Raw genomic sequence first — 17229 nt, 5'->3', positions numbered from 1 at the left:
CCGAGGCAGCCGGGCTAGGCAAGCCTTTCGCAAGTCGATCATGCTGCCCGCGCTTGTGGCGGCGCGCCGGATCGTGCGATGCAGGCGCAGGGCATTGATTAGAGAGCGAGCAGCACGCGCCACATGGCGAATATCGTCCAGTTCGAGAATGTGGGGCTACGCTACGGCACCGGCCAGGAGACGCTGTCCGACGTCAGCTTTACGCTGTCGACCGGGGCATTTTATTTCCTGACCGGCGCATCGGGGGCGGGCAAGACGTCGCTGTTGAAGCTGCTCTATCTGGCGCAGCGCCCGACGCGCGGCAGTATCCGGCTGTTCGGCGAAGATGCGGTGACCTTGCCGCGATCGCGCTTGCCGGGCTTCCGGCGGCGGATTGGGGTGGTGTTCCAGGATTTCCGCCTCGTCCCGCATCTCTCGGCCTATGACAATATCGCCTTGCCGCTGCGCGTGTCCGGCGTGCCCGAAAGCGATGTCGAGGCGCCGGTGCGCGAAATGCTGGCCTGGGTCGGCCTTAGCGACCGCGTCGACGCCAAGCCGCCGACGCTGTCGGGCGGCGAGCAGCAGCGTGTGGCGATTGCGCGCGCGGTGATTGGTCGCCCGGAAATCCTCGTTGCCGACGAGCCGACCGGCAATGTCGATCCCGACATGGCGGAGCGGCTGCTGCATTTGTTCGATTCGCTCAATCGGCTGGGCACCACGGTCGTGGTTGCAACGCACGATTTCCACCTGCTCGGGCGCATCCAAAAGGCGCATATGATGCGGCTCGATCATGGGCGCTTGCTCGATCCGACCGGTTCGCTGCGCTTTCCCCCGCCCAACGCGCCGGGCGGCAGCGAATGAGCGTGAAGGTGATTGCAACGGCGGCTGACCGGCGCTTGCTCGACGAAAGTCGCGGCACGCGGGCGATGACGTGGATCATGGCGATCATGCTGTTTTTGACGGTGCTGGCGGCGGCGCTTGGCCTGGGCACGCTGGGGGCGGCGGCGTTGCTCGACCGGCAATTGGCCGGGCGGTTGACGGTGCAGATTGTCGAGGCGGTGGAAACCAAGCGGCTCGACCAGACGCAGCGCGCGCTGGCGGTGCTGCGCACCGATCCGGTTGTAACCCGCGCGGTCGAGGTTGATCGCGCAAAGCTGACGACGCTGCTGCGCCCGTGGCTGGGGGCGGATGGGGCCGATCCCGATTTGCCGATTCCGGCGATGATCGATGTCGATCTCCGCGCCGCCAGCGATGCGGCGGTGGCGCGCGTGCGCGATGGCGTGCGCGCGGTCGCCCCCTCGGCGCGGATCGACCGGCATGAAAGCTGGATGTCCCCGGTGCGCAGCTTCATGGGGATGGTCACGCTGCTCGCGGCGGGCCTGGTGCTGCTGATGGCGGCGGCGACGGCGGCGGTGGTGATCCTGGCGGCGCGCGCGGGGCTGGAAACGCACCGCGACACGATTGAGGTCCTGCACATGCTGGGCTCGACCGATGTGCAGGTCGCGCGGCTGTTTCAGCGCCGGATTGCGCTGGATACGCTGATTGGCGGTGTGCTTGGCACGATCGGGGCGGTCGGCGTGGTGCTGCTGGTCGGCTGGCAATTGACGACATTGGGCTCGGATCTGTTGGGGGGGCTTTCGCTTGGCACCCGCGATTGGGTGTTGCTGGGCGCGTTGCCGTTTGCGTTCGCGGTGCTGGCGACGCTCGCGGCACGGCAGGCGGTGCTTGGCGCGCTTGGACGCTATCTGTGATCGCGCGGGTTCTCGGGGTGCTCGCCTTGCTCTGGATGCTGGGGTTTGCGGTGTTTCTGGCGACGATGCCGGTGCCGCTCGCTGGTCCGCGCACCGACGCGATCGTCGTGCTGACGGGCTCGGCCGGGCGGATCGATCGCGGTCTTGCGCTCCTGCAAGGGCATATGGCCAAACGCATGTTGATCAGCGGCGTCGCGCCCGAAGTGCGCCCCGCCGAACTGGCGCATGAATATCGCGTCAGCCCGGCTTTGTTCGCCTGCTGCGTCGATTTGGGCCATGAAGCCGTCGACACCCGCTCCAATGCCGACGAGACGGCGGACTGGGTGCGCACGCATGGTTACAAGACGGTGCGGCTGGTGACCTCGGACTGGCATCTGGCGCGGGCGCGGCTCGAACTGGTCAATGCGCTGGATGGCGACGCCACCGTGTTCGGCGATGGCGTACCGAGCAGCCCGCGTTATGCCGTGCTGATTGGCGAATATAACAAGCTCATCCTGCGCAAGGCCGCCTTGCTGATCGGGGCCGTCACGTGATCGCTGTGCGCAATTGGCTGTTCCTGCTGGTGTTTTACGGGGGCTCGGTGCCAATCGTGCTGACCTCGCCGATCTCGGCGCTGTTCGGCTGGCGCGCAATGGTGGTGCATACGCATTTCTGGACGCGCTTCCATGGCTGGGCGACGCGCACCATCCTCGGTATCCACCAGAATATCGAAGGCGCTCGCTTTGGGGATACGACCGGGCCGGGCCACATCGGGGGCGTGCCCGTGCTCTATGCCGCCAAACACCAGGCGATGTACGAAACGCTCGAACTCGGGCGGATGCTGCGCAACCCCGCGATCGTGATGAAGCAGGAATTGACCGACATCCCGGTATGGGGCTGGGCGGCGCGGCGTTATGGGGTGATCGTGGTTGACCGCGAGGCATCGGCGGGTGCGTTGCGGCGCATGTTGCGCGAGGCGCGCGCCGCGCTGGCCGAGCACCGCTCGATCCTGATTTTCCCTGAAGGGACGCGCGTCGCGCCCGGCGAACAGCCGCCGCTGCGCGCCGGGTTCGCGGGGCTGTACCAAATGCTCAAGATCCCGGTGGTGCCGGTGGCGATCAACAGCGGGCTGGTCTGGCCGAAACACGGGGCCAAAGTGCCGGGGGTCGTAACGTTCCGCTTTGGCGACCCGATTCCGCCGGGTCTGCCGCGCGCCGAGATCGAGCGGCGCGTCCATGCGGCGATCAACGCCTTGGATACGCCGCAAACCTAGCACCGCAGGCGCTTCTAGTCGTGCGCGCGTCCGAAGTCCGGAGCCGGATCGTCCTGCCCCTGTTCGATAATGCCGCGCCGCACCGCGCGCGTCTTGGTGAACAAATCGAACAGTTCGTCGCCTTTGCCCCAACGGATCGCGCGTTGCAGCGCGGTCAAATCCTCGGAGAAGCGCTGCAGCATGTCGAGCACCGCCTCGCGATTGGACAGGAACACGTCGCGCCACATCGTCGGGTCGGACGCGGCGATGCGGGTAAAGTCGCGGAAGCCACCGGCCGAATATTTGATGACTTCAGATTGGGTAACTTCCTCCATGTCGGAGGCCGTGCCGACGATGGTATAGGCAATCAGATGTGGCAAATGGCTGGTAATGGCGAGCACGCGGTCATGATGGTCGGGGGCCATCGTCTCGATTTCCGCGCCCAATCTGCGCCAGAATTCGGCAACGCGCGCGATGGCGAGCGGATCGGCATGCTCGGGCGGCGTGAGAATGCACCAGCGTTTGTGGAACAGCGTCGCAAAGCCTGCTTCGGGGCCGCTGCGCTCGGTCCCCGCAACGGGGTGCGCGGGAATGATCGTGGCCCCGGGCAGCGCTTCGCTCAGCGCGCGCAGCACTTCGGCCTTACAACTGCCGACATCGCTGACCACGGCGTCGGCGGGCAGATCGGCGGCGAAATCGGCGGCGGCTGCCCCCATCGCGCCAACCGGGACGCACAGGATGACGAGGTCGGCGTCGATCACCGCCGCACCGCTGCTATCGGCGACATCGTCGAACAGGTGGAGCTGATCGGCGATCGCCCGAACCTCGGGGTCGGCATCATAGCCGGTCAGCCGGACGGTCGGCATCGCGGCGCGCGCCGCGCGGGCGATCGAGGAGCCGATAAGACCGATACCGATGATCGTGATGCGGGCAAAGGGCAGCATGGCGTCGCGCATGGCGGATGCTCATTCCAATGGCAAGCTGGCGTTGTCCGCCTGGCCTGCTAGGAGGCCGCGTGGGGAGATAGGAATGCGGGGAAGTGAAACGGTCTGGCGCGCGATGGCGATGGCACGACAGGCCAATCTTACCGACGCCCATCTTACGGCACCGGTTGCGGGGGAAACAGGCGAGACGCGGCGCGCGGTTTTAGCGGCGCTCGCGGCGGCGGGGGCGGCGAGTGCGTTGCCGCGCCCGGCCATGGCAGCGACCCCCAGCGCCGGGCCGGTGGCAATCATCGGTGGAGGCATCGCCGGGTTGACCGCATTGTGGCACCTCACCCGCGCCGGGATCGACGCGCGTCTGTATGAAGCGCGCGCGCGGCTGGGCGGGCGCGTTTATACCGCACGCGAGCCGGGCAAGCCGACGTTCGAGGCGGGTGCCCAGCTGGTCAATACAGACCATGCCGATATGCATGCGCTCACCCGCGAATTCGGTCTGGCGCTGATCGACCGCAAGGGCACGCCGCACCGCACGATGATCCTGGCCGACGGCAAGGAGGTGCCAGAGAGCAAGCTGGCGGCGGCCTTGCGCGGGATTGCCGGGCAAATCGACGCGGATTCGGTACGGATGGACCAGGATTATGCGCGGGTCGGGCCCGAGCTCGATGCGCTGAGCTTTACCGATTATCTCGACCGGCATGCCGATCTGATGCCCGAGCCGTGGGTCCGCCGCCTGATCGAGGCGACCGCGCGCACCGAATATGGGGTGGAACCGGATGACGCGTCGGCGATCGAACTGGTGTTCAACTTGCCGACGGTCAAAGGGCGGCGGATCGACGTTCTCGGGCGCAGCGACGAGCGCTATCTGATCTCCGGCGGCAGCGGTGCGTTGATCGACGCGATGGCGGCGCGGTTGTCGGCCCGTATTCAGCTCAACCGCCGCGTCACGCGGATCGATCCGTTCGGGGCGGGGGTTCGCTTGGTGTTTGCCGATGGCAAGACCGTTGATGCCGCCAACGTGATCGTGACGACCCCGGCCTCGATCACGCGCAATATCGATTTTCGCGTGCCGTTGCCGCCCTTGTGGACACGCTTCATTGCCGAGGTGGGGTTGGGCGTGAACATGAAGGTCCAGGTCGGGATGACGGCGCGCCCGTGGGATGCTGTGGTCGGGCGCGGCGGCGACATCTGGCAAACCAATGCGCGCGCGGGCGTGGCAAGCGGCTGGGACGGCAGCGTGCGCGGCGGTGGCGCGTCGGGTGATATGTGGACGTGGTTTTTGGGCGGTGCGCAGGTGGCGGCGGCCGACCGGCCCGAGCCGTTATCGCTGACCGCCAAATATGCCGTCCAGGCAGAACCCGGCGTGCCCGGGATGCTGGCCGCGACCGGGCCGTTCGTGCGCCGCACCAACTGGCACCGCGATCCGATGGCGATGGGGGCCTATGTCAATTTCCGGCCGGGCCAATTGACGCGCTTCGGGCGGCTGATCTGGACCGAGGTCAATGGCATTGTGAAGCCGCCCGTGGGTGCCGGCCCCGTTCTCTTCGCGGGCGAACATCTCTCCGACGCATATCCTGGCTATATGAATGGCAGCGCCCAGACCGGACGCCTCGCCGCCTCGACCATCATCGCGAGCCGGGCGCATGCGCGACGCTTGAGTTGATCGCCGCATGATCCTAACCAGCGCGCAATGACGGAAGATGCGCGTTTCGGGCTTGCCCGCCATGTACGTTTGCCCGGGCCGCTCAGGCTCGATGGCGGGGCGCTGCTGTCGCCGGTCGAGATCGCCTACGAAACCTATGGTACGCTGAACGCCGATCGCAGCAATGCGGTGCTGATCTGCCATGCGCTGACCGGCGACCAGCATGTCGCGTCGCCGCACCCGGTGACCGGCAAGCCCGGCTGGTGGGCGCGCATGGTGGGCCCGGGCAAACCCGTCGATCCGGCGCGGCATTTCGTCATCTGCACCAATGTGATCGGCAGTTGCATGGGGTCATCCGGCCCGGCGACGATCAACCCGGCGACGGGCACGCATTGGGGCATGGCCTTTCCGGTCATCACCATTCGCGACATGGTGCGGGCGCAGGCGCTGCTGCTGGATCATCTCGGCATCGCCACGCTGGCGGCGGTGATCGGCGGATCGATGGGCGGGATGCAGGCGCTGAGCTGGCCCGCGACCTTTCCCGATCGCGTGCGCGCCGCCGTGGTGATTGCGTCCACTGCGCGGCACAGTGCGCAGAACATCGCGTTTCACGAAGTTGGCCGACAAGCGATCATGGCCGATGTGAAGTGGCGCGGCGGTGCCTATTATGAAACGGGCGATCCGCCGGCGGCGGGGCTCGCCGTGGCCCGCATGGCGGCGCACATCACCTATCTGTCAGAGGCCGGCCTTACCGAGAAATTCGGGCGGCGCCTGCAGCAGCGGCCCGATCGGCCCGATGGCGCGATCAGCTTTGGTTTCGATGCCGATTTCCAGATCGAAAGCTATTTGCGGCATCAGGGCATCAGCTTCGTCGACCGGTTCGACGCCAATTCCTACCTCTATATCACCCGCGCTACCGATTATTTCGATCTGGCGAGCGAGCATGGCGGGCATCTCGCCAACGCTTTTCGCGCGACCAAGGCGCGCTTTTGTCTGGTCAGTTTCGATACCGACTGGCTCTATCCGACCCCGGCCTCGCGCGCGATCGTGCACGCGCTTAATGCAGCGGGCGCGCCGGTCAGCTTCGTCGAACTGTCGAGCCCTTACGGCCATGACGCCTTTCTGCTCGACGCACCCGAGATGAACCGCGTGGTCGATGGGTTTTTGAGGGCAGGGGCATGATCGAACTGTCGGACGACACGGCGCTGCTCGACGTGGCCCGCGTGCATGGCTGGCTCGCCTCCAGCTATTGGTCGCCGGGTATCGCGCGTGATCTGGTCGAGCGCGCCATCGCCGGGTCGCATTGTCTCGGTGCGTACCGGGATGGGGTGCAGCTTGGCTATGCGCGGGCGATCACCGATTATGCGACCTTCGCCTGGATCGCCGACGTGTGGGTCGACGATAAGGCGCGCGGTGCCGGGCTCGGGCGGCGCATGGTGCAATGGTTCGTCGATCATCCGCGCTATCACGGCATTCGACGGATCGCCCTGGTCACACGCGACGCGCACGGCGTTTACGCAGCGCTTGGCTTTCACGCGCCGCTCCGACCGGAAAACTATATGGAACGGCTCGATCCGACCTTTGCCGCGAGCCTGCGCGGATGACATTGCGTCCAGATCTTGCGATCATCGCCGACCATGTCGCGCCGGGCAGCCGCATTCTCGATGTCGGCTGCGGCGATGGCGCGCTGATGGCGGCGCTGCGCGATAGCAAGGGCGTCGATGCGCGCGGACTGGAGCTGGATTCGGCGAATGTCGCGGCGGCGGTATCGCGCGGCTTGTCGGTGATTCAGGGTGATGCCGATATCGATCTCGCCGATTATCCCGATGCGAGCTTCGATTACGCGATCCTAAGCCAGACCCTGCAAACCGCACGCCGCCCCGACGTCGTGCTCGATCATTTGCTGCGGGTCGGTCGGCAAGCGTTCGTCTCCTTTCCCAATTTCGCCCACTGGCGCGTGCGCATGTCGCTATTGTGGGGCGGGCGGATGCCGGTGACGCGGCTGTTGCCGGAGCAATGGTTCGATACCCCCAACATCCACCACGTCACGATCGAGGATTTTCGTGCGTTCGTGAAGGCGCGCGGGATTGAGGTGCAGGGTGCCTGGTTCCTGTCCGGCGATCAGCAGACCGGATCGGTGCAGGCGAACTTGCTGGCCGAACATGCGGTGTTCAAATTGGGTGGGGTCGTCCGAAAGGATTGAGCGAGATCAAGGAACCATCACCCCCGATACCGGGTTAGATAGTCCCAAACCCCCAATGCGAATGAAAAAACGCCATGCCCGCCACCGCCCTGATTGTCGAAGACGAGATTTTTGTAGCGCTCGACCTCGAACGCATTCTGGTTGATGCCGGTTATGCGGTGAAGGCGATTGCGGCGGACCGCGACGGCGCGCTCGACGCCGCGAGCGACTGCAGTTTCGCGCTGGTGGATATCAATCTCCGCGACGGCCCGACCGGACCCGAACTCGCCCGTACGCTGGCGAAAGACTATGGGGTCAAGGTCGTCTTCGTCACCGCCAATCCCGGCCAGATCGCGCATCCGAGCGGGGCGCTGGGCTATGTCCGCAAGCCGTTCAGCGAAGCGGCGATCCTGGCGGCGGCGGCGATCGCCAGCGCCTCGGCCGAGGTCGACACCGTCGCCGCCGGCGACTTCGTTCCGCTCACCAGCTAAGGCTCAGTTCCGGCGCAGCGCCGGGTTGGGAATGGTGATGGCCACGCGGAGCCCGTCCGGTGCCCAACGCTGTTCGATCGTCCCGCCCAATTGGCGTACGACGCTCAGTTCGATCAATTGCGAGCCGAACCCGGTCTTGGTTGGAACCGTGACGACGGGGCCGTCGCGCTCCTGCCATTCCAGTACCGCGTGTTCGCCATCGCGACGGGTCGCGACCTCAACCACGCCAGCGTCGCTCGACAAGGCCCCATATTTCATCGCGTTGGTGGCAAGTTCATGGAACAGCAACGCGAGCGGGGTCGCCGAGCGGTCATCAATTTCGAAATCGGCACCCTGCACAAAAATGCGGGGGGACGTTTCGGGCTGATAGGGCAGGAACAGCTCGCTCAGCAGACCATGCAGGCTGTTCTGCGACGCTGACGGGCGCGACTGCGCACTGTGCGGGCGCACGAAATCATGCGCGCGGCCGAGCGCCGTGACGCGCTCGCGCAAGTCGCTGGCGATCGGGCCAAAACCGGGGTTGCTGCGCGCGGACAAGTTGATCAAACCTGAAATCACCGCGAAGATATTCTTGATGCGGTGGCTCAGCTCGTGCGCGACGATTTCGCGCTGCTCGCTGGCTTCCTTTTGCTCGTGAATATCGGTGCAGGTGCCGAACCAGCGAACGATCGTGCCGCTCTCGTCATACATGGGCAGCGCGCGGCCGAGCGTCCAGCGATATTGGCCGTCGGCGCGGCGCAGGCGATATTCGATCTGATATGGCGCGCCGGTTGCCAGCGATTCCTGCCATATCGCCCAGGCGCGATCCTGGTCGTCCGGGTGAAACATGCCGTTCCATTCCGCGCCATCGGTCGACCCCACCGGCATTCCGGTAAATTCATACCAGCGGGCATTGTAATAATCATGGAAACCGTCGGGTCGGGTTGACCAGACCATTTGCGGCATCGTGTCGGCAAGGACGCGAAAGCGCCCTTCGCTATCATCGAGCGCAGCGCGCGATTGCGCGGCGCTCCGGTTGTCGCTCAGTCGTGCCAGAACGTCGGCGGCAAGCACGCGCAGCCCCTGACGCTGAAGGTCGTTCAGGCCAGCGCGCGGTGCCGTATCGATCACGCACAGCGCGCCCAGCGGGAGCCCGTCCTCGCGGACAAGCGGCACGCCCGCGTAAAAGCGAATTCCAAGCGGGCCCGTAACCAGCGCATTGTCGGCAAAGCGCGGATCGCGCGTCGCGTCTGGAACTTCGAGAAGATCGTCGAGCACCATCGCGTGCGCGCAAAACGAGGTTTCCCTGGGAGTCTCGGTCGCCTCGACCCCCGTTCGCGACAGGAACGTCTGGCGGTGCTCCTCGACGATGCTGACCAAGGCAATCGGCGCGTCGCACAGCGCCGCCGCAAAATCGGTGATCCGCTTCAGCGCGGCGTCGTCGCGCAGCCCCTCCAACCCATATTCGGCGATGGCAGCTGCGCGCGCGCGTTCGTCATTCCGCCAGCCCGAGCTGTTGGACATGGCGGGAGAGGGGGAGTCAGTCATTGCAGAGCGTAACGCGGCGGCGCGCGTTCGGTTCAGAACGGCACGTCGTCGTCGAGATCGTCGGCAAAGCCGCCGCGCGCTGCACCGCCACCGGCCGGGGCCCCGCCGCCGCGCGACCCACCACGATTGCCGCCACCATAACCGCCGCTGGAGCCGCCACCGAAATCGTCATTGCCGCCGAAATCGTCGCGCGGGCCCCCGCCGCCACCGCCGCCGCCCGAACCGGGCGCACCGTCGAGCATCGTCAGCACGCCGTTAAAGCCCTGCAGCACGATCTCGGTCGAATATTTGTCGGCACCGCTGGCGTCCTGCCATTTGCGCGTCTTCAGCGCGCCTTCGATATAGACCTTGGAGCCCTTGCGCAGATAGCGCTCGGCCACGCCGCCCAGCGCTTCGTTGAAGATCGCGACCGAATGCCATTCGGTCTGTTCCTTGCGCTCGCCGGTATTCTTGTCCTTCCACGTTTCCGACGTGGCGATGCGCAGGTTCACGACCTTGCCGCCATTCTGGAAGGTGCGGCTTTCCGGGTCGCGCCCGAGATTGCCGACGATGATTACCTTGTTGACGCTGCCGCCCGCCATAGTCTGTTCCTGCGCTGTCCGGGGCTAAAGCCCGAGTCCGATGGCGGCCCAATAAACCGCTCCTGCAGCGATGTAGGCGAGCGCGAACAAATAGCCAACCATGAAGGCAGGCCACTTCCAGCCATTGGTCTCCCGCCGTGTGACGGCAATCGTCGAGATGCATTGCGGCGCGAACACGAACCACATCAAAAAGGCGAGCGCGGTCGGCAGGCTCCAGCGCGCGTGCAGCGTCTGCGCCATCTTGGCCTCATCCTTGTCGCCTGCGGTATCAATGGCATAGACGGTGCCGAGCGCGGCGACCGCAACCTCGCGCGCCGCCATTGCCGGGATCAGCGCCAGCACGATGTCGCGGTTGAAGCCGATCGGGCGGAAGGCGGGCTCGATGGTGTTGGCGATGCGCCCGGCGACCGAATAATTGACCGCCGAGACCGGGCTGCCCTCGGGCGGCTTGGGGAAGCTCAGCAGCGCCCACAGCACGATCGTGGTGAAGGCAATGGTCGTGCCCGCACGCTTCAGGAAAATCTCGGCGCGGCTCCACAGGCCCAGCGCCAGGTCGCGCGCGCGCGGCAGCTGATATTTGGGCATTTCCATCATGAAGCCCGAAGACGCGCCCTTGGTCACCGTGCGGCGCAGCACCAGCGCCACGACGAACGCCCCGACTACGCCCATGATGTAAAGGCCGAGCATCACCAGCCCCTGCAAGCCAACGAACGGCAGCACCTTGGTGTTGGGGATCAGTGCGCCAATCACCAGCGTGTAGACGGGCAGCCGCGCCGAACAGGTCATCAACGGCGCGACCAGAATGGTGGTCAACCGGTCCTTCTCATCCTCGATCGTGCGCGTCGACATGATGCCGGGGACGGCGCAGGCGAAGCTCGACAGCAGCGGGATGAACGCGCGCCCCGACAGGCCGACGCTCGCCATCACCCGGTCCATCAGGAAGGCAGCACGGACCATATAGCCGCTCGCCTCCAGCACCAGGATGAAGAAGAACATGATCAGGATCTGCGGCAGGAACTTCACCACCGCACCGACGCCGGCGATGATGCCATCGGTAATGAGCGAGCGCAGCACCGAATCGGGCATCGCGCCCTTCACCTGGGCGCTCAGCCAGTCAAACCCGGCGGCAATCGCGTCAGCCGGGTCGGCGCCTGCATAAAACACCGCCTGGAACATCACGAACAGGATCGCAAACAGCAGCATCAGCCCAAAGATCGGGTGCAAGGCGACCGAATCGAGCGCGTGCGTCCAGCGCCGTACCGGGGCCTCCGATACGGTTGCCGCAGCGGCAATCTTGCGCGCGCGGCGCTGCAGCGTGACGATGTCCTCGCCGATCGTGCCATTGCTCGGCCGCAGCCGGATCGCGGCACCTTCGTCGATGATCGTTCCGAGCTTCGCCTTCAACTCGTCGAGCCCGCGCCGCCGGACCGCCACCGTCGCCACAACAGGCACGCCGAGTTCGGTTGACAGCCGTGCCGGATCGAGCGTCAGCCCGTCGCGTTCGGCCAGATCGAACATGTTGAGCGCCACCACCACCGGCAGCCCGAGCGCGATCAATTGCAGCGTGAAGCGCAAATGATTGTCGAGATTGGAGGCATCGACCACCACCACCAGCGCATCGGGCAAGCGTTCGCCGACTTGCGTGCCGGTCACGAAGTCGCGCGTCACGCGCTCGTCGGGGCTCGACGGTTCGAGGCTATAGGCCCCCGGCAGATCGACCAGATCGACGATGCGGCCATCGGGCAGCGCCAATTTGCCCGAATGGCGTTCGACCGTCACGCCCGGATAATTGCCGACCTTCTGGCGCGCGCCGGTGAGGGCATTGAACAGCGCGCTCTTGCCGGCATTGGGATTGCCGACCAGCGCCACCAAGGGCGCGGCACCGGGGACGGGGGGCATGTTAGCGCGTGACGGGCGAAACGAGGACGGCACCCGCGACGGCGCGGCGCAGCGCGACGGTCATCCGCCCGATCCGGCACGCGATCGGCCCCTTGCCGAGGCTGGCGCGGTGCAGCACCTCGACGCCGACGCCTTCATCGAAACCCAGTTCGCGCAAGCGCCGCGCTTCGGGGGTCGACAAATGTGCCCAATCGATCGCGGACACCGTTGCGCACTGCCGCTGCGGCAGCGACTCGAGGCTGAGCAATGGAAGCGACGACGCAGTCTTCACCGGGTTGGACATATCCATGATGCGACTGATTATCAATGACGCGAGCGCAATACCAGCTTTAAATGCGAATCACTCTCAAACGGCGGGGTAGCGCAGTCGTCCGATGAAGCGCGACAGGCTCGGGCGCAATTCGGTGCGGCCGAGCAGCTTCGCCTTGGCTTTCTCGAACTGCATGATCCCCGCGATCCGCCGCGCGAGAAAGGCGCGGGTGTCGGCATAGCCGTCGCTTTCGTCGTCGAGGAACACCGTGACGGTCGCCCCGTACACCGCCGCCAGCATCGCGCGCTTGGTATAGTGGTTATAGTCGGTCGCCACATCCCCGGCGGCGCGCCACATCACGTCGGCGGCGTGCCAGCCGAGCTTCACCCCGCGCGCGGCGTTCTGGGGCAAAGCGAGCAGCGCGAGCGCGCGCCGCAGCGCCTCGCGGTCAGGCGCGGTTTCGGCCAAGCGCGCCTCGACCAGCGCGGTGATCTTGTCGCGAATCTTCATCGTCGCGAGCCGCTCGGCCGGCAGGCTCTGCACCATCGCAGCGTCGATATGCGCGAACCATGCCTCCACCATGTCGACCGCACCACCGGGAAAGGCGAGTCGCGCGACATCGCGGTCGACCCCGGCACTGTCGGCCGCGAGATCGCGCGCGTCGTCGCCCCACCCGTCAAACCCGGCATTGGCGGCGATCAGCGGGGCGAGGGCTGCGCGGATTTCATCGAGCGTTGCATCGGCCAGCGGCGTGGGGGCGATCGAGTCTGTCATGCTGTTTATCTAGGCGCGCGCGCGGCGGCTGACCAGCACCAGCGCAACCGCGACCAGCAGCGTGCCGATCCCGTCGGCCCAACCGAGCTGTTCGTGATAGACGATCCAGCCAATCAGCGTGCCGACCATCGGCTGCACGAGCAGGGCAAGCCCGACCGTCAATGGCGGCAAACGCCCGAGCCCATAGATCATCAACCCCTGGCCGACGATCTGGCTCACCAGCGCAAGGCCGATCAGCGGTGCCCAATCGGTTGGCAGCAGTTTCTCGCCGAGCAGCAGCGCAAAGCACAGCAAGGGCACGATGCTCGCCGCCGTCGACAGCGCCAGCGCCGGGAGCGGGGCGAGCACCGCGCGCACCCGCGCCATGAGGATGAAATAGGCCGTATAGAGCAACCCGGCGAGAAGGCAGAGCAGGTCGCCGACGAGATGCTGCGGGTCGAGCTGATAGGACCGCCCCAGCAGCAGCCCCGCGCCAATCGCGGCGAGGGCCAAGGCAAAGCCCTGCAGGCGCGTTGGCCACGCCCGCATGATGACGAAGCCATAGAGTGGGAACATCAGCGTCGCGACATTGCCGAGCAAGGTCGCATTGGCGAGCGTGGTGCGCAGGATGCCGAGGTGCCAGCTCGCCAGATCGGCGGCAAAGCACAGGCCGCCCAGCGCGATCATCCACCACAGGCCGGGCGAAAGGCGGCGCGGCGTGGTGCCCACGGCGTGCCAATGCGGCGACAAGGCCGCCCCGACGAGCAATGGCGCGGCGAGGGTGATCCGCCAGAAGGCGGACGCGACCGGGCCGGTATCGGACAAACGCACGAACCACGGCCCGAAGGCCAGCGCCGCATTGGCGACAATCACTGCAAGAAGCGCGAGCGTGCTGGCGGATATTGCAGGCGTAACAGTTATTCTTTTGCGCTGGGTATCGTGCATGCCGCCCTGTAGCCCCCTATTTATGGTGCGTCACAGCAAAAGGACTTGTCCGCAATGCCCAGCCTCTTCGACCCGATCCAGCTCGGTACGATCCATGCCCCCAACCGGATCCTGATGGCACCGCTGACGCGCGGGCGCGCCACGCGCGAAGCCGTTCCCACCGACATCATGGTCGATTATTATACCCAGCGCGCGAGCGCCGGGCTGATCATCACCGAAGCAACCGGCATCAGCCGCGAAGGTCTGGGCTGGCCGTTTGCACCGGGCCTGTGGACCGACGAACAGGTCGAGCATTGGAAAGCCGTCACCGATTCAGTCCATGCGAGCGGCGGGCATATCGTCGTGCAATTGTGGCATATGGGGCGGCAGGTGCATTCGTCGGTCACCGGCGTTCAGCCGGTTTCGTCCTCCGCCACGCGCACCGCAGGCCAGGCGCACACCTATGAAGGCAAGAAGGATTTCGAAGTCGCGCGCCCGCTCGAACTCGCCGAAATCCCGCGCCTGCTGGCCGATTACGAACATGCCACGAAGAACGCGCTCCGCGCGGGCTTCGACGGGGTGCAGATCCACGGCGCGAACGGCTATCTGATCGACCAGTTCCTGCGCGACAACGCCAATTTCCGCGATGACATTTATGGCGGCAGCATCGAAAATCGCATCCGCCTGATGCGCGAAGTGACCGAGCGCGTTGCCTCTGTCGCGGGGACCGAGCGCACCTCGATCCGCCTGTCGCCCAATGGCGATTCGCAAGGCGTCGATGACAGCAACCCGGTAGCCTTGTTCACGGCGGCGGCGAAGGCGCTCGACGAGATCGGCATCGCCTTCCTCGAACTGCGCGAACCGGGCCCCGACGGCACCTTCGGCCGCACCGACGTGCCCAAGGTCAGCCCGGCGATCCGCCAGGTCTTCTCCAAGCCCCTGGTGCTCAACTCGGATTATCGCACCGTAGAGCAAGCCCAGGCGGCGATCGATTCGGGGGTGGCCGATGCCATTGCCTTCGGTCGCCCATTCATCAGCAATCCCGACCTGCCCGAACGCCTGCGCACGGGCGCGCCGCTGGCGGAGGGCAATCCCGCGACGTGGTATAGCCAAGGCGCGGAAGGCTATAGCGACTATCCCGCGCTGGAAACGGCGACGGCGTAACGCCGATCCTCCCCGCGCCGGGGAGGATCAGCCAAGCGGGACAAAGCGTAGTGGCAGGCCATCCTTCGGTCGTGGGATCGGCCAGGCCTGCCACTGCGCGCCCGCGCCCTCGTCGAGTTCGATGCGGTAGCGGTTGAGCAATTGCGCCACCAGAATGCGGATCTGCATTGTCGCGAAATGCAGCCCCAGGCACATATGCGCGCCGCCGCCAAAGGGAACCCACGCATATTTGTGCCGTGCGCGCACCGCTTCAGGCGTGAAGCGCAGCGGGTCGAAGCGCTGCGGATCGGGCCACAGCTCGGGCATGGTGTGGGTATAAGCGACGCTCACGCTGACGGTGGTGCCCGCCGGAATGTGATAGCCGCCGAAATCGAACGGCTTGATCGAGCGTCGCGGCAGCGAGGGCACTGGCGGGATCAGCCGTAGCGCTTCCTTGAACGCCATGTCGGTCAATTCGAGCCGGTCGAGCTGGCTATACGGCAGCGCACCCTCTGCATTCATGCCAAGGTCGGCGATCTCGGCGCGGAGTTTCTCCTGCCACTCCGGATTGCGCCCCAGCAGCATGATCAGGCTGGTCGCCGAGGAGGTGATGGTGTCGTGCGCCGCCATCATCAGGAAGTTCATATGATCGGCAATCGCATCGGCGGGCAGCGGCTGGCCGTCATCGCCGGTCGCGCGGCAGAATTGCGAGAAGAAATCCTGGCCTTGTCCGGCCCGCCGCGCGGGAATTTCGCGCGCGAACAGGTCGATCAGATACGCGCGCGCGCGCACGCCTTTGCGCATTTGCGATCCCGGTAGCGGAATGCGGATCGGCGTGATCGACGCTTGCACTTCATCGACAAAGGCCTGGTTGATCCGCGTCGCCTCGGGCCCGAGCAGCATGCCGAGAAAGCTCTCTGCCGCCAGATCGAGCGTCAGTTCCTTGATCGCATCATAGAAGCGAACGGGTTTGTTGCCCCAGGTCGCGACCGCGCGCGAAATCCCGGCATTCAGCGTCTCGGCATAATGCCGCATCGGCTCGGGCTTGAACGCCACCGCCATCACCTTGCGGTCGGCGCGGTGCTTTTCGAAATCCATCAGCATCAGCCCGCGCGGGAAGAGCAAATTGAGCAGCGGCCCCCAGCCTTGTTCGGACGAAAACACGCGGTCGCGGTCGAACAGCACCAGTTCGTTGGCATCGGGGCCAACCAGCGTCACGGTCGGGCCGCCAAAGGCATTGTTGCGGAACACCGGGCCGTACGTGTCGATCATCCGTTTGCCGAAGGCGACGGGATCGCGGAGCATGCGGAAGGTATTGCCAATGAAAGGCAGCCCGTCCTCGCCGGGAATGGCATGGATCGCGGACTGCTTCTGGCGGGGCAGCCAATGGGGGTTCGCCTGAAAGGTGTGCGCATAGGCCATCGATCACTCTCCCGCTTATTGACACGAGTATAAGTAAGATCGCGGCCGATGGAAGCCTCAGCCGGTAGTCTCACCGAGCGAATCCAGAAACCGCGTTACCATGGGGAGCCCGGCCGTGGCAGCGGCGCTGCTCAGCACCGCGCCGACAACGATAAAAGGCAGTATCCATTCGATATTGGCGATGGCCAGAAGCAGCAAGGCAGCGAGCACAATGACGCCGAGCAGGAGCACCATCCCGACGCGCTTTTCCCCCTTCGGGGAAAGCGCGATCACGCGCGGGCCCTCTTGATCCCAGCTTGTCCCCGTGGTCAGCAAGCGGCGGCCGCTTTCATCGAGGATCGGCAAAGCAATCGCCAGCAGCATCGCCTGGAGTCGCGCACCCGTCGCCCCGCGGTCCGGTCGCATGGCGGAGGTCGGCCGGGCGGAGGTCGCTTTGTCCGCCCAGGTGTCGATGGTGATCAGCCGCCCGTCGCGCTCGAAAATCTTGTAGCGAGGCGGGGGCGGCTGCACCTTTGC

19 protein-coding genes are annotated in these 17229 nt (G+C 65.8%); 10 read left to right on the top strand and 9 right to left on the bottom strand.

From position 1 onward, the window contains the following. Positions 1-123 precede the first annotated feature (123 nt). Genes ftsE through H4W01_RS18115 form a run of 4 tightly spaced genes read left to right on the top strand, consistent with a single transcriptional unit; the run spans position 124 to position 2982 of the window. Positions 124-840: a cell division ATP-binding protein FtsE gene (ftsE, locus tag H4W01_RS18130; protein ID WP_010405880.1), complete on the top strand. Its 717-nt coding sequence runs from the start codon at positions 124-126 to the stop codon at positions 838-840. Continuing rightward, entirely contained in the window at positions 837-1730 is an 894-nt protein-coding gene (locus H4W01_RS18125; RefSeq protein WP_209612735.1) for a cell division protein FtsX, read from the top strand. Before ftsE ends, H4W01_RS18125 begins: the two co-directional genes overlap by 4 nt. Beyond that, the gene (locus H4W01_RS18120; RefSeq protein ID WP_010405876.1) at positions 1727-2263 is read left to right on the top strand and encodes a YdcF family protein; all 537 of its coding nucleotides are present in this window, start codon (positions 1727-1729) and stop codon (positions 2261-2263) included. Before H4W01_RS18125 ends, H4W01_RS18120 begins: the two co-directional genes overlap by 4 nt. Further along, entirely contained in the window at positions 2260-2982 is a 723-nt protein-coding gene (locus H4W01_RS18115; RefSeq protein WP_010405875.1) for a lysophospholipid acyltransferase family protein, read from the top strand. The genes H4W01_RS18120 and H4W01_RS18115 overlap by 4 nt, the downstream gene beginning before the upstream one ends. A gap of 14 nt (positions 2983-2996) precedes the next feature. Here the strand turns inward: H4W01_RS18115 and H4W01_RS18110 are convergent, their stop codons facing one another. Next, positions 2997-3905 carry a prephenate/arogenate dehydrogenase family protein gene (locus H4W01_RS18110; protein ID WP_209613443.1) on the bottom strand — a complete coding sequence of 303 codons (909 nt, stop codon included), beginning with the start codon at positions 3903-3905 and terminating at the stop codon, positions 2997-2999. Positions 3906-3990: 85 nt separating this feature from the next. Between H4W01_RS18110 and H4W01_RS18105 the strand changes: the two genes are divergently transcribed. From H4W01_RS18105 to H4W01_RS18085, 5 genes are all read left to right on the top strand, one after another. Continuing rightward, positions 3991-5562: a flavin monoamine oxidase family protein gene (locus tag H4W01_RS18105; RefSeq protein WP_209612734.1), complete on the top strand. Its 1572-nt coding sequence runs from the start codon at positions 3991-3993 to the stop codon at positions 5560-5562. Positions 5563-5589: 27 nt separating this feature from the next. After that, positions 5590-6723, top strand: a complete 1134-nt coding sequence (gene metX, locus H4W01_RS18100; RefSeq protein WP_010405872.1) for a homoserine O-acetyltransferase MetX — start codon at positions 5590-5592, stop codon at positions 6721-6723. Continuing rightward, positions 6720-7145, top strand: a complete 426-nt coding sequence (locus H4W01_RS18095) for a GNAT family N-acetyltransferase (RefSeq protein WP_209612733.1) — start codon at positions 6720-6722, stop codon at positions 7143-7145. The genes metX and H4W01_RS18095 overlap by 4 nt, the downstream gene beginning before the upstream one ends. After that, positions 7142-7744, top strand: a complete 603-nt coding sequence (gene metW / locus H4W01_RS18090) for a methionine biosynthesis protein MetW (RefSeq protein WP_010405870.1) — start codon at positions 7142-7144, stop codon at positions 7742-7744. Before H4W01_RS18095 ends, metW begins: the two co-directional genes overlap by 4 nt. Before the next feature lie 74 nt (positions 7745-7818). Then, on the top strand, positions 7819-8214 hold the full coding sequence (locus H4W01_RS18085) for a response regulator (protein ID WP_010405869.1): 396 nt from the start codon (positions 7819-7821) through the stop codon (positions 8212-8214). Between the two features lie 3 nt (positions 8215-8217). On the opposite strand, the gene H4W01_RS18080 is transcribed toward H4W01_RS18085, so the two are convergent. From H4W01_RS18080 to H4W01_RS18055, 6 genes are read right to left on the bottom strand one after another with little or no spacing between them, the layout of a single operon-like run. Beyond that, positions 8218-9717 (bottom strand): PAS domain-containing protein, encoded by a 1500-nt coding sequence (locus H4W01_RS18080; protein WP_209613442.1) that lies wholly within the window; start codon positions 9715-9717, stop codon positions 8218-8220. 56 nt (positions 9718-9773) lie between these two features. Beyond that, a complete protein-coding gene (gene ssb, locus H4W01_RS18075; protein WP_209612732.1) occupies positions 9774-10322 on the bottom strand; it encodes a single-stranded DNA-binding protein in 549 nt (182 codons plus the stop codon). Positions 10323-10346: 24 nt separating this feature from the next. Beyond that, positions 10347-12221: a ferrous iron transporter B gene (gene feoB, locus H4W01_RS18070; protein ID WP_209612731.1), complete on the bottom strand. Its 1875-nt coding sequence runs from the start codon at positions 12219-12221 to the stop codon at positions 10347-10349. Position 12222: 1 nt separating this feature from the next. Continuing rightward, the gene (locus H4W01_RS18065) at positions 12223-12510 is read right to left on the bottom strand and encodes a FeoA family protein (protein WP_209612730.1); all 288 of its coding nucleotides are present in this window, start codon (positions 12508-12510) and stop codon (positions 12223-12225) included. A gap of 57 nt (positions 12511-12567) precedes the next feature. After that, complete coding sequence (locus H4W01_RS18060; protein ID WP_209612729.1) at positions 12568-13245, bottom strand: COQ9 family protein; 678 nt, start codon at positions 13243-13245, stop codon at positions 12568-12570. 9 nt (positions 13246-13254) lie between these two features. Continuing rightward, on the bottom strand, positions 13255-14169 hold the full coding sequence (locus H4W01_RS18055) for a DMT family transporter (protein WP_334685336.1): 915 nt from the start codon (positions 14167-14169) through the stop codon (positions 13255-13257). A 54-nt stretch (positions 14170-14223) separates the two neighbouring features. Here H4W01_RS18055 and H4W01_RS18050 point away from each other — a divergent pair, with 54 nt between their 5' ends. After that, positions 14224-15312 carry an alkene reductase gene (locus H4W01_RS18050; protein WP_209612728.1) on the top strand — a complete coding sequence of 363 codons (1089 nt, stop codon included), beginning with the start codon at positions 14224-14226 and terminating at the stop codon, positions 15310-15312. 27 nt (positions 15313-15339) lie between these two features. Here the strand turns inward: H4W01_RS18050 and H4W01_RS18045 are convergent, their stop codons facing one another. Then, complete coding sequence (locus tag H4W01_RS18045) at positions 15340-16713, bottom strand: cytochrome P450 (protein ID WP_209612727.1); 1374 nt, start codon at positions 16711-16713, stop codon at positions 15340-15342. Positions 16714-16770: 57 nt separating this feature from the next. Further along, positions 16771-17223, bottom strand: coding sequence for a hypothetical protein (locus H4W01_RS18040; protein WP_209612726.1), 453 nt, complete (start codon positions 17221-17223; stop codon positions 16771-16773). Positions 17224-17229: the final 6 nt, after the last annotated feature.

The sequence above is a fragment of the Sphingomonas sp. PL20 genome (genome assembly GCF_017875905.1).
Classification (GTDB): Bacteria; Pseudomonadota; Alphaproteobacteria; order Sphingomonadales; family Sphingomonadaceae; genus Sphingomonas; species Sphingomonas echinoides.
The sequence above is the reverse complement of the archived record's forward strand: the minus strand, read 5'-3'. Positions and strand labels throughout refer to the sequence as shown.